At 42.7% G+C, this 12,914-nt stretch carries 13 protein-coding genes; 3 read left to right on the top strand and 10 right to left on the bottom strand.

The window, feature by feature from the left end:
• Window positions 1-233: 233 nt before the first annotated feature.
• The 6 genes from RLO19_RS07360 to RLO19_RS07385 form a co-directional block, all read right to left on the bottom strand.
• The gene (locus tag RLO19_RS07360) at window positions 234-578 is read right to left on the bottom strand and encodes a slr1659 superfamily regulator (RefSeq protein ID WP_446335863.1); all 345 of its coding nucleotides are present in this window, start codon (window positions 576-578) and stop codon (window positions 234-236) included.
• A gap of 33 nt (window positions 579-611) precedes the next feature.
• Window positions 612-1,190, bottom strand: a complete 579-nt coding sequence (locus tag RLO19_RS07365; protein WP_446355156.1) for a slr1658 superfamily regulator — start codon at window positions 1,188-1,190, stop codon at window positions 612-614.
• Between the two features lie 48 nt (window positions 1,191-1,238).
• The gene (locus RLO19_RS07370) at window positions 1,239-2,828 is read right to left on the bottom strand and encodes a SpoIIE family protein phosphatase (RefSeq protein WP_446355158.1); all 1,590 of its coding nucleotides are present in this window, start codon (window positions 2,826-2,828) and stop codon (window positions 1,239-1,241) included.
• Between the two features lie 82 nt (window positions 2,829-2,910).
• Entirely contained in the window at window positions 2,911-4,107 is a 1,197-nt protein-coding gene (locus RLO19_RS07375) for a V4R domain-containing protein (RefSeq protein WP_446355160.1), read from the bottom strand.
• Window positions 4,108-4,467: 360 nt separating this feature from the next.
• Complete coding sequence (locus tag RLO19_RS07380; RefSeq protein ID WP_446355162.1) at window positions 4,468-4,869, bottom strand: hypothetical protein; 402 nt, start codon at window positions 4,867-4,869, stop codon at window positions 4,468-4,470.
• A complete protein-coding gene (locus RLO19_RS07385) occupies window positions 4,866-5,057 on the bottom strand; it encodes a hypothetical protein (protein WP_446355164.1) in 192 nt (63 codons plus the stop codon). The genes RLO19_RS07380 and RLO19_RS07385 overlap by 4 nt, the downstream gene beginning before the upstream one ends.
• Before the next feature lie 16 nt (window positions 5,058-5,073).
• Between RLO19_RS07385 and RLO19_RS07390 the strand changes: the two genes are divergently transcribed.
• Both RLO19_RS07390 and RLO19_RS07395 read left to right on the top strand, forming a co-directional pair.
• Window positions 5,074-5,247: a hypothetical protein gene (locus RLO19_RS07390; protein ID WP_446355166.1), complete on the top strand. Its 174-nt coding sequence runs from the start codon at window positions 5,074-5,076 to the stop codon at window positions 5,245-5,247.
• Between the two features lie 45 nt (window positions 5,248-5,292).
• Window positions 5,293-5,511, top strand: a complete 219-nt coding sequence (locus RLO19_RS07395) for a rhodanese-like domain-containing protein (RefSeq protein ID WP_446355168.1) — start codon at window positions 5,293-5,295, stop codon at window positions 5,509-5,511.
• Window positions 5,512-5,694: 183 nt separating this feature from the next.
• Here the strand turns inward: RLO19_RS07395 and RLO19_RS07400 are convergent, their stop codons facing one another.
• The 4 genes from RLO19_RS07400 to RLO19_RS07415 form a co-directional block, all read right to left on the bottom strand.
• Window positions 5,695-6,306: a LysE family translocator gene (locus tag RLO19_RS07400; protein WP_446355170.1), complete on the bottom strand. Its 612-nt coding sequence runs from the start codon at window positions 6,304-6,306 to the stop codon at window positions 5,695-5,697.
• 261 nt (window positions 6,307-6,567) lie between these two features.
• A complete protein-coding gene (sir, locus tag RLO19_RS07405) occupies window positions 6,568-8,472 on the bottom strand; it encodes a sulfite reductase, ferredoxin dependent (RefSeq protein ID WP_446355172.1) in 1,905 nt (634 codons plus the stop codon).
• A 220-nt stretch (window positions 8,473-8,692) separates the two neighbouring features.
• Window positions 8,693-9,568 (bottom strand): Rpn family recombination-promoting nuclease/putative transposase, encoded by an 876-nt coding sequence (locus tag RLO19_RS07410; protein WP_446355174.1) that lies wholly within the window; start codon window positions 9,566-9,568, stop codon window positions 8,693-8,695.
• A gap of 311 nt (window positions 9,569-9,879) precedes the next feature.
• Window positions 9,880-11,232 (bottom strand): selenium-binding family protein, encoded by a 1,353-nt coding sequence (locus RLO19_RS07415; protein ID WP_446355176.1) that lies wholly within the window; start codon window positions 11,230-11,232, stop codon window positions 9,880-9,882.
• 116 nt (window positions 11,233-11,348) lie between these two features.
• On the opposite strand from RLO19_RS07415, the gene RLO19_RS07420 reads away from it, so the two are divergent.
• The gene (locus tag RLO19_RS07420) at window positions 11,349-12,803 is read left to right on the top strand and encodes an N-6 DNA methylase (RefSeq protein ID WP_446355177.1); all 1,455 of its coding nucleotides are present in this window, start codon (window positions 11,349-11,351) and stop codon (window positions 12,801-12,803) included.
• The last annotated feature ends 111 nt before the right edge of the window (window positions 12,804-12,914 follow it).

Genomic DNA, 12,914 nt, shown 5'->3' on the forward strand with positions numbered 1-12,914 from the left:
AAACTATAGAGCAAAATCAACGCTATGAGGTTTAGAGTTTGAGTTTAGTTATATTATACTTGGGTTAACCTAAATCATTTCATAAAAATTGAGGGTTATAGTTTGAGATAGGTTAGAGTAACTTCAGGTAAATTCAGGTATATTGAGTTATAATGCCCATCTAAACTACTATTGTTTCATTTCATTCTGCTTTGCCCCCTTACTCCTTCCCTTCTGCCTTCTGCCTTCTTGTCCTAGTCCCACTCCATTTTTAAAGTAGGCACCAACCGTTGCCAGTTACTTAAAAGCTTATTTTGCCAGGGCATTTGCGTTGAACCTTTAACCATCAGTTGAGTAATTTTTTGCTTACGTACACGAATCACAAATCGAGATAAAACACTCATTCCCGAACTGTTAAGAAATTCTAGCTGCTGTAAGTTCATCGTAATCAGGGGGAGTTCTTGAACCATAACCTGATCCAGTAATTCCTCGATGGGTTTATAATCAGAAATTAGACTTTCCCGCAATAAACCTTTGAAGTTCACGGTTGCCGTTGTTGGTTCATACCATACCGTATAGTCTTCGGTCTGAATGCTCATTCGATATACTCCATCCTATTACTTATGACTTAATTAGATCGTTAGCTGTACCATTGTTGTCACCGTTTTTACTTCAGGGTTTTGGTTAATAGTTTCAATTTTCCAGCCTAACTTAGCACTATAATCATTAGTCAGGCTGAGAAAACCCAACTGAGATTGATCACTATTCTCTTCAGCGCCTTTTTCCAATTGTCGGAAATAAAATTCATTAACATCCGAGGTGAGAAGTTCGTAAATAAATGCCTCCATTTTTTTTAAATTGTCTTGATTCACGCAATTCGTAGCAATTAATATTAATGTTTTTTTTTGTAAGCAGCTACTAATTTTTATTGGATATTTAACCAGACTATCATGGAATTTAATGCAATTTTCTAATAATTCATTGGTGATATAAGTCGCGGCACTCTTGATTTTTAGTTGTCGTTCAAAGGTTTGGATATCGTCCTCCTGGGTAGGAAAGAGATTGGCGATATAGTCCGTCATGAAAGCAACAGACAAGTAGCGAGTTTGCTTGCGGCGTGCTAGAGAAATTGCGTGGACATACAATTCCAGCGTAAAAAGCTTGTAATCGGCAAGTATATCTTCTCTGAAGTTTCCTAATATTTTATTCATATCCTTTGAGATTATAGCTTTTTGAGAATGGAAAATATGAACAGCGATTTACTGCTGTTTAAGTATCACCAACGTAATATCATCAGCCACTTTCTGTTTACCAATATGGCGCCGTACATCGTCAATCACGACTTGTTTAATTTCCTGAGTCGATTTCTGATAATTCTGACTAACAATTTCGCATAACCGCTCTAGTCCATATTGTTGTCGCTGGGAGTTATAAGCCTCTGTAACACCATCCGTGTATAAGACTACCACATCTCCTGAATTTAACTGTATTTTTTCCTGATCAATAAACTCAGAAATTTCTTCCTCTAATCCTAAAGGAAAGCCCAGATAAGTTGTATCAATCCGTTCCACTTTCCCTCCAGTACGCACCACAATAATATCCTCATGTTGACCACTGACACCCAAAGTTCCATTGGCATAATCTAAAACAGCCAGAGTTATATTTCTATAGGGATTAATCCGCTGGATGTTACTATAAATAGTGCGGTTGAGAATATCCAAAAATCTCACCGGATTGGTTTCATCACTTTCTTGTAAGGTTCGCACAGCCGTTTGAGTCATCAACATCAAAACTCCACTTTCTAACCCATGTCCAGTTACATCACCAATGCTAATTTTGACGTTACCATTCTGTTGAATTACGTCATAATAGTCACCGCCAACTTCATCAGCAGGTTGCATAAATCCAGCAATATCTAATCCTTCTACTAAATCCAGTTCCTCCTGTTTGGGTAAAATCATCTGTTGTAGTTTCTTGGTAACCTCGATTTCAGAACTCAGACGCAGGTTTTCTTGTTGGAGTTTTTGATTAAGAGTAGTAATTTTTTGATGGGCGGCTTGCAGCTCTTGTTTTTGGAGTTCCAACTCCTTATTTTTTTGCTGTAACTGTTGCGCCATGAATTCAAGCTGTTTTTGGTGGGTTATGTCTTTGATTACAAAACTACATCCGGAAAATCCTTTGACAGGTAAATAAATAGGGGTTATTTCTAAACGTAGATAATAGGATAAATGCTGAATCTCTTGGTAAGATTTGCGTTTGCTCGTTTTCGCTTTCTCGAAATCTTTTGTGGCTAAATTAAACTGATCATTATCTGATAAATCAAATAGATATTTATTTAAAAGAGCAGATTCATTAAGCAAAACTCCATGAACAGATCGGAATTGCATGATTTCAAAGAATCGACTATTAAATTCGACTAACCGTCCCTCACTATCCAGGATAGCAATACCCTCTGATGAATTTCGCACAATACTTGTCCATCGTTCTCGTCCCAAATAAAACTCCCGGAAAAGATCATCCTCTTCAGCCAGTATATTTTCAATAATTGCCAGCCATTCTTTGTCTCGTTTAATTAATCGCAAACGGGAAATAAATTCATTTTGATCAATTAAAATAACAATTGTTAAGTCCAAAAATCCTTTTTTATATTGACTTAATTTTTTATGAAATAAAAACCTGCCTCTTTTATCTTTGCGACTAAACAAGCTGTCTAACGGCTTTCCCACAATAGACTGAGGAGTACAGGCAAAATGTTCACAAAATTCGGGAGTAACGTTACATATGTTTAGGGAGTCATCTAAAACGAGCATTCCTCCTGTATAAACGGCATAGAGAGGACAATCCTTCACGATATTAGCTCCTGTTTATTTAAAAATAACTATTTATTATTGCTTTTGTCTAGTCACTCACTGTAGGAATTAAACCGTCTCCTTAAAGTAATTCAACCTGGAATTTACAAGATAATTCTTGACAACAAATACAGTGGCTTTCTTCTGAAGCATACGTTCCCACCCGTTCCTCAACAGTACCTTCCCCATGAAGGAGTGCCATAATTCCCGCTGCGACACCCGTTAACGCAAAACATTGGGGTTCTGTTGCTTCGCCTTTATAGGCTAGATAACCCAAAGCTTCGTATCCATTGAGAGCTTCCATTTGCAACGTTTCGCCCGGTTCATAATTGATGACATGCCAATTGCCCCAACCCAAACCGTTGGTTACCGCAATTAATCCATATAAGTTATCCGATTCTTCTTCAACCATGGGGGCAATTAATTCATACCATTCTGCTGAAATAATAATACCTCGAAGGGTGTTCACAGCACAGACTTCTCCAGCAAATAAAAGAAGTTGTTTAGCTGTGCTGAATAACCCTTGTTTTTTCATGCTTTCTATAAAACGAATACAGATTAAATTATAAAAATCCGCCGGAGTGTTAGCTAAATAAACATTAAATGCCGGAATTAATCCCTGATTATTGCCATAAAACGGCATTTCAACCAGAGCCTTAATAATTTCTTTTTCATCAATATTAGAGTGAGCAAATTCACTCGTGGGTTTAGGGTTAAACTTTAGGTTTAGCTTCGGTAGATAAGTTACAGAAGTAGTTCGGGATTGATAGACGATAAACTGACACGTATCCGCTCCCATATTCATACAAGCTTTTTCCTTAACATACACCGATTTTCCAGTAATTCCATGAATCACACCTTGAAGATACCCTTCTGTAAACGTACAGACGGGACAGTTTGACTCAATAAATCCGGCTTTCCATCCTTCGACAAAGTGGGAACTACTTGACGTAACTATGCCTTGATTAATTTGGGAAAAGTCCAAGTGTCCATATCCTAAGTGAGCATATAGTTTTGCTGCTATTTGCCATTTATCTGCTAACGTATCTTCAGAATCAAAAAAATTATGGATATAATCTGAGAATATTTCTTCAGCCGCTGATAAAATAATCGCTTTGCCATTGATTTGCTTAGTGCCTTCTATAATATTTTGCAGGCGAGCGTTATAATGATGGCAGTGAATTACCACCTCTTTTTTGCCAATAATGCGACGATAAGTATGAGGGTCAAATACTAAATTGAAGCGTTCAGTTAATTCTTTTTCTGCTGGAGTGTTCATTAGTTATTAGTGAGTGGCGGTATAAAATTGTTCATGGTACTCCTTCAGAGAATAAATATAGCCTTTTCATTTGAGTTATTAATCTCACCCTGGGAGGGGTAAGGTTTTCACGTTTCATTGGGAAATGCTATAGACAGGGTTTATTGCCTAATGAAGTTGCCATGAACGATAAACGATGAATCTTGAGCCTGGGACTGTATTCCATGGAACCAAAAACGGCTATAGATTGAGATTATATCAGTTTATAGAGAAATAGGATCAAGCAATAGACATTCCATTGGAAAGAGACGTTCCACCGGAACGTCTCTACAAGGTAAAACCAGGGATACTTTGGTAGCTTCTGTTACCTTTTTTGAAGAATTAAATCAAAGCGTAAACCTTTGCTTCCCATGGGAAAATCGGTTCTATGCCAACCCATTCAAGAGGAACAATACGATCTTGAGTAATTTCTTTCCACTGCTTACCTTCTGGAGTGGGCGACCAATTCGGGACTTTATATTCAGAACCTACAGGAGTTCCATAGTCTGAGAAATTAGCCACGACAATCACGTATTCATCCGCCTTTTTGCCACGCCGCCAGACTAAAACCCGTTTACCTTCATGGAAATCGGCATGAATAAACTCATTATCATTCACTGCTAGTGCCTTAGATGAGGTGCGGAAGCGAACTAACCGCGCCACATACTCAAAGATGCGTTGTCGCCAATCCTCTTGGACTCGACTATAGTTAAGCTGTTCGGCATTTAAATAGGGTATAATCAAAATAGTAAATCCGAAAAACGAAACGGGAAATCAGGAGATTGGCTGAGGGGAAATTCACCAACTTTCTCGAATCGATCTGAAGCCTTAGCTAAAGGTTTAGCAATGTAGACGCTGGGCGGTGGTTGGGATATACCAGGACGCCACAAGATGAAGTGAGTCTGCTTGCGGCTTAATAGATCGACGAGCATAGTATGGGTCTCCTGAGTGGGAATCCTACTTTGGGTTGATCTGTACAACCGACCACCATTCTATTCTGGGGATTTGAAAAGTCAATTGTCGGGTTTCCCTTTAGCCACTGTAGGGGCGGGTTTAGGGACTAAATTCAGCTATTCACCGATAAATGAACAACAAAACCCGCCCTTTCTCACCGATAACTGAGCAACAAAACCCACCTTTATTCATATTCCTATAAGCAATCCAATTATGATCCAACTGCAACATCGCTGGGTCGTCAATGCAGCCGAAGCCAAGGAACTCATCGAACAAAACGCCGCAACTGTGTTAGATGTACGCCAGCCAATTTCCTGGTTTTTCAGTCATGTTCCTGGTGCGGTTTGGCTGGGATGGTGGCAATTCTTAGAGCAAATGTTACCCCTATTCGATCATAAACGGCTAACGCCGAACCCTGCGATCGCGAACTAACAGTTTATGGTTTGGGGTGATCCGAACTGATTACCTGCTTGTCTACGGACTATATTTTTGGTTGCACAAGGGATGTGACTCGCGCCCGCCCAGACGCTTCTTGCATCGCGTCTCTACAATAGTTTATAGACTTCCCGTGAAAGTTATGAGAGTTTTAGCTCCTAATTCTTCGATCAAGGTCAATTAAGCTTTTATCATCAAAAACACTCCAACAGCAATCATTATAAAACCTGCAATCATATTTATTCCTTTTCTTATTCTATAACTGATCAGTAATCTCGCTTTATCCGCCATGAATGCATAACCGAGTTTGACACCGCCTACGGCTACTGTAGTAATCGCTATAATGATGATAGTATCAAGATAAGATATTTGGGAAAGATCAATAAAAGCTGGGAAAAACCCCAGATAAAATAAGGTTGCTTTTTGATCGGCTAATGTAATAGATAATCCTGCGATAAAACTAGACAGCCAAGAATATTCTATAACTGCCTGCGTTTCCACTTTACTCAATTTTGCCCGACATAACCCTATTCCCAACCAAATAAGATAAGCGCCACCCAGGTACTTAATCAGGAAAAATAAGCCTCCCATTTTTGCTGCCAGCAGTGATAAACCCCAAATAGCGATGATAATGAAGATGATGTCACCGACTACTATTCCTAGGGTGGTGAAAACACCATGAATAAATCCAGATGTAGCGGATCGGGTGGAGACAGTTAATACACTGACACTGGGAATAGAAGCCAGAACAACCATCGCGCTGAATAATGCAACAATGGTGCTAAATGTCATACTGCTTTGCATAACAATTAAATCGTTAATTGGGGGATAGGTTTTAGGTTGGGTTGACGACTGTTACCCAACAGAATATAGGAACCAAGGTTCCCTTACTACAAGCCGAATCTAATTCATCAAATAAGGTGTGCCACGCCAGTCGGTTGGGTTGAGGTACGAAACCCAACCATGTGAAGGCGCAATGGGAGTACGGTATTTGATAAAGGGCACGATACTATCGTGCCCCTACCTAATCAATCTTAATCAGTTAAGCCCGATTTAAGATGACTGATTTAGGAACGCCTCGATCGCGTCGGCGGCGAGATGGCTAATCGGCTTACCTTGACTCGCGGCGGCGTCTTTGAGACGGCTGTAAAGATCATCGTTGAGGGAAATCCGATGTCGGGTTTTCTGGGTAGGTTTGGCAAAGACGTAATTGGCAGAATACTCCCGAATCGCATCAAAACCCACGCGATCGCAAAAATCCCCGAAACTTTCCCCAAGTTCGCGCTGTTGCTTGAATTGCATCAACATAGGTTCGAGGAAGGATTCGAGTTCTTCAATCGGCAGTTTTTCGATATAGGCTCGTGCTAACCTTGTCTGATCCGGTGAACCTCCTAACCAAATTTCGTATTTTCCTGGCGCACTCCCGACAAATCCTAATTCTGCCATGTAAGGTCTGGCACATCCATTAGGACATCCAGTCATGCGGATGACAAAATGTTCATCCTTTAACCCCAACTTGTCCAACAGCACCCGAATCCGCGCGGTAATACTCGGAATTACCCGTTCTGATTCAGTAATCGCTAAGCCACAGGTGGGTAGGGCGGGACAAGCCATGGAATAGCGGACTAGGGGTTCGATTCCCTCTGGGGTGATTTGTACCCCATGTTGGTTGAGAATCTGTTCAATGGGTTGCTGCTGATCCTTTTCAATCTCATAAAGAATGGCATTGTGGTTGGGTGTCATCCTCATGGGCAGGTCAAATTGCTTGACAATTTCCCGTAGGGCTGTTTTGAGTCGGAAATTGCCCTCATCTTTAACTCGCCCATTCTCAATGGAAATGCCTAAAAATAGTTTACCGTCTCCTTGCTCGTTCCATCCCAGATAGTCTTTATATTTAAAGGCGGGGAGGGGTTTGTAGGCGGCGATAGGTTTACCAAAGTACTCCTCAACCTTAGCGCGGAACTTATCAACGCCCCAATCATTGATCAGGTACTTCATTCGGGCATGACGACGACTCACGCGATCGCCATAGTCTCGCTGAGTTGCCACAATGGCTTTGATTAAGTCGAAGATATCATCTTTTGCCACATAGCCAATGGGGTCAGCCATACGGGCAAAGGTTTCTTCTTTATTATGAGTGCGTCCTAAACCACCACCGGCAAGAACATTGAATCCTTCAAGTTCTCCCTGCTGATTCATCATCACCACCAAGCTAACGTCTTGGGTGTAGAGGTCAACGGAGTTATCGCCCGGAACGGTAACACTACACTTAAACTTACGGGGCATATAATGTTCCCCGTAAATCGGTTCTTCTTTATCCGCGAATATCGTACCGTTGCCATTACGCTGACGCGCCGCTTTCACCTCTGGGGCTTCTTCAGCACTAATTGCCTTTTCCCCATCCAGCCAAATTTCATAATAAGCGCCCGTCTGAGGGGTTAATAAATCGGCAATTTTATCGGCATACTCCCAGGCATACTGGTAATCAGGACGAGTCTTGAACGGAGCGGGAGGTGCCATGACATTGCGGTTTAAATCCCCGCAAGCGCCAAGGGTTGAACCCATATTGCGGACAATGGCGGCGATGGTTGCCTTTAAGTTCTTTTTGAGAATGCCGTGAAGCTGAAAACCTTGGCGAGTGGTGACTCGCATGGTATGGTTCCCGTATTCATCGGAGAGTTGATCGAGTGTCAGATAAAGTTGGGGGGGGATAAACCCGCCGGGAGAACGGGTTCGCAGCATGAACTGATAGTCTTTTTCTTGCCCTTTAATCCGGTTATCGCGGTTGTCTTGCTGGTAGGAACCGTGAAATTTAAGAATTTGTACCGCATCGCCACTGAAGTGGGTGGTGTCTTCCAGCAACTCGCTGGCTACGGGTTCGCGTAAGAAGTTACTGCGTTCTTTTATGCCTTCAAGCTTAGACGTTTTCTGTACAGAGGGATTCTGAGATACAACCATGGATGCTATAAGTCCGAACGGATCAGCTATATTACCGTAAATCTATCGGGATTACGTTGAATACTCTGATCCTAATACTTGGGTCATCGGTGTGGGCGCGACTTTGATATAAATTAAGATTGCTGTCTTTGCTGGCGGTGCCTGTGCGATCGCAAATAATATGCTAGTCTAGCACACGCTTGTCCGGAAGACCTCCTTAAAGTTGGTGGGTAATGCCCCCCTACGGTATATCAAGTTTCTCAATCTCCTTTCTACTCAGTCCTGTTACTTCTGTGATGGTGTCAAGATCAGTCCCTTTTTGTTTGAGTTTTCTCGCTACGTTAATCTTTTCTTGCTGTTTGCCCTCCTCAATTCCCTCCAATCTTCCCTCTGAGCGCGAACCTTCAATCATGCTAACTTCATAGCGCCGATTTTCCATAAATCTCAGGTAGTTCGCTCTTTCTTCTTCACTCAAGCTATCGACGAGTAAATTTTCCTTCGCTTCCGCTAACCCTTGGGCTGTAAATTCCTCTTTGATTTGGCTCTTTTTCAAAAAATATATCCATTCATCTAAGGGAGTCTTCGCTACCTCGTTAAAGTTGTTGACTTTAATCACATAATACTCCGGGAAAATCTCATATACATCTTGGATATTAAACAACTTCTGCTGGTTTATTGATAGCCCCAACCTGTCCTCTAGATGCAACCCCCGAAAATCTAATATCCCTTTATAAATATAATCCTCCCCCTGCCCCAGAGAAAAGTAAACGACATTGACTGAATAGACTTTTTTGATTTTACCGTAAGGTTCTCCTTTTTCCAGGAAGTCCGTAATTAATCTCGATGTGCCGTAGAGCATCCGATGAAAATAATCTTGCTCTGTATTGTTTTGCACTTCAATCAGAATTAATTCACCCTGGTCATTTTCTGCCAGAATATCAACTCGATTCAGCTTGTCATCCTCGGTTTGTTGATTGCTTTCACCTTCGAGGATTGATTGAATCTTGATGGATTTCCCCAATAACTCGCTGAGGAACCCAGCCAAAACACCATAATTCGCTTTGTTTCTCAGTAATTTTTTAATCGCCCAATCAAATCGGATGTGTGTTTGGGGCATAAGGGCATCAATGGAAACGTTTACCTAATATATTGTGACAGATTTTCGCCCTCATGATTCATGATAAGCTGATCAATTCCTTCCGCCTGTTGACGTTGGGGTAGTTCCCCTGAATACCCTTTTTAACTAACGCTGCAAGTAAGTGCGATCGCATAATCGTTTAAGGATACCTGTTCACTACACTCTATCTTGGTGCTAAACGTTAAAAAAGAGAACTCTAAGCGGCACCCTTGAAAATGCCGCTCGCTCAAAAGAAATTTGGGCTTCTTCGGGTTCCGTTGACACCAATGGGTAATGCTGTACTCCTACTCCTAAATCCAAATATCAGACGTAGCATCCCCGCCGGGATAGCGCATCTCATGGGCGCGGGCGGGTCCGTTGGGTTCTTGACCAAAATCGATGTACAAGTCTGGATTAATTGAGAGTCCACCTTTTTGGGTATCGCAATCTATTTGGATTAGATAGGAACCTTTTTGGGCGATATCGGGATAAAACTGATTATCCCAACTGCTAAATAAAGAGTTCGTGGCATAGAGGCGTTTGCCATCTAAACTCAATTGCAGCATTTGCGGTCCTCCCACCCATTGATGTCCGTTAACAGGGGCGGCTTTACCCAAGACTCCACCACACCAAACTTGTCCGGTTAACTTCGGTTTAGACGGATTACGGATATCATATTGGCGAATATCACCGTGCAACCAGTTGGCAAAATAAAGATAGCGATCATCTAGGGACAATAGTATATCACTAATCAACGAAGGTACAGGAAAAGACCATCCCTCAACTTCCACAGGCGGCACATCAACCACCTTACTCACTTGCCACTCGCCTTTCTGTTTCTGCCAATGCCAAATATTACTACTCAGCGCCGCGCCGACGTATCCGTGAGTGCTACCGGGATTGTGGTGAAAGCGGACTTCTAGGGGAATTAAACCCTCTTCACCCAAGTCTACCGTTTGAATAATATTGTGGGTTTCCCAATCCCAGAAGTTAAGCTGTTGACCATATTTACCCGCTGCCACATCATTCAAGTCAAACCCCGGATAAAAGGTGTTTGGGGCAGCCCATTCGCTGCTCACCATAATATTATGGCGGGGTTGATACCAGAAGTCATAATTGTACTTCATCCCCTCCGCTTGATGTTCCCAGCGACCGGCAATGTCAAAGTTTTCATCCAATAGCAGAAAACCACCCGGACCATTCCCTTCACTGTCACCTAGCATGGAGATCATCACCTGACTATTTGCCAGACAATGGACGGTATGGGGCGCACTCAGATTGGTTTTGACTTTGATTTCTTCGGGTTCAATAACCTTGTGCAGTTTGGGGGCTTTGGCTTCAGCCGTATCCACAATATAAATCCGACTGGAACGGATTCCAGGGATAACCAGAAAGCGGCGGGATTTGCTACTATCATCGTGGCAAGAACTGCAAGCATTCCAGCCGAAGTGGTGCAATTCATCCCCGATGTAGGGCATGGGTAGGCGATGAATCACCTGGGAGTAAGTCGGGGAAGTGGGATCAACATCAATGGTGGCTAAGTAGTCCGGTGCTTCAATTTCCGTTCCCGTATAGAGGGCGATGGTATAGAGAACCGTTTCCCGATCTGCTTTCATTGCTGCTTCAGGGGAAGCGTAACCGGGTCCACAACAGGCATGGGTCATAGGAAAAAGTTTGATTCTTGATTTTTGATTTTATCCGATATTTGGCGCTAATTTTTCACCCGATCTGCGATGATGGGCTTTTGCACGATGACGTGTAAGGTGTATAATTTTTACTTATGAGTACTGTCACCCATGATATTGTTGCCAAGCTCTGGAATCTCTGCAATATTCTCAAAGACGACGGAGTAACCTACCATCAGTACGTGATCGAACTGACGTACCTGCTGTTTCTGAAGATGGCGAAGGAAACTGGCACTGAGCGTCAACTTCCGGAGGGTTATCGTTGGGATGAGCTAGAGGCACAAACGGAGAAGCCCTTGGAATTCTATAAGGGGCTGTTGAGCTATTTAGGCAGTCACGGCTCTACGTTGGTTAAAGAAATTTTTACCGATGCCCATTCTTATATTAAAAAGGACACAACGCTTTCCACGCTAGTCACTGAGATTGACAAGCTTGACTGGTATAGTGCCAAGCGAGAGGGACTGGGTGATGTCTACGAAGGGTTGTTAGAGAAAAACGCGAATGAAAAGAAGGCTGGGGCTGGGCAGTATTTTACTCCCCGTCCGCTAATTGACAGTATGGTACGTGTGATGCGTCCTACCCTGGATGACATTATTCAAGATCCTGCTGCGGGTACAGGGGGATTCTTAATTGCTGCCAATCGCTATATCCGAGAACATAGTAATCCGAATAATTGGACTAACAAACAAAACAACAAATATCACGGCAATACCTTTTATGGCATGGAGCATGTCCAAGACACCCATCGTCTGGCATTAATGAATTTGATCCTCCATGGGCTAGATTCTGATCCCCAAGGTGCAGGCATACATTATGGTGATACGCTTTCACCGGATGGACAAGCCTTACCGCCAGCGACGCTAATTCTAACCAATCCACCATTTGGCAGCAAAAAAGGTGGAGGTTTGCCTAACCGTTCAGATTTTAAGTTTCCTACCAGCAATAAACAGTTTTGCTTTTTGCAACACATTTACCTGGGGCTTAAACCAGGTGGTCGTGCTGCTGCGGTGTTTCCTGACAATGTGCTGTTTGAAAGCAACGTGGGACGTCAAATCCGGACTGCTTTAATGGACAAATGCAATCTTCATACGATTTTGCGTTTACCCTCTGGTATTTTCTATGCTCAGGGTGTTAAGACAAATGTGTTGTTTTTTACCCGTGGTAAGAAGCAAACAGGCAATACGAAGGAAGTGTGGGTATATGACCTGCGGACTAACACTCCCCAGTTTGGTCGGCGGACATCGCTGAGGCGTGAACATTTTGCTGAGTTTGAAGCCTTCTTTGGTGATGATCCTTTGGGTGGTTCTGCTAGTTTGGCACAGCGTACTGATACTGGAGAAGAAGGACGCTTTAGACGATTTTCCCGTGACTGGATTGCTGAACGTGACGAAAATTTAGACATCTCTTGGCTGAAGGATGAACGGGAAGAGGAGAACGGCGAGTTACCTGAACCTGCAATCCTTGCCCAGGAAGCAATCAGTGAACTGGAAGCGGCAATAGCCGAGTTACAGGGCATTGTGCAAGAATTGGGAGAGGAAATCAGTTTGTAGGTACAGAGTGAGAACGATGCAGAGCATCACACTAACATCCCATATCGGTAGTGATGGTCTTTTGAAAGAGTTTGGGCGTGTGGATGGGTTGCAGGTTGAAGATTGGGAGAT

The sequence above is a fragment of the Coleofasciculus sp. G2-EDA-02 genome, from assembly GCF_040226375.1.
Lineage (GTDB): Bacteria > Cyanobacteriota > Cyanobacteriia > Cyanobacteriales > Coleofasciculaceae > Coleofasciculus.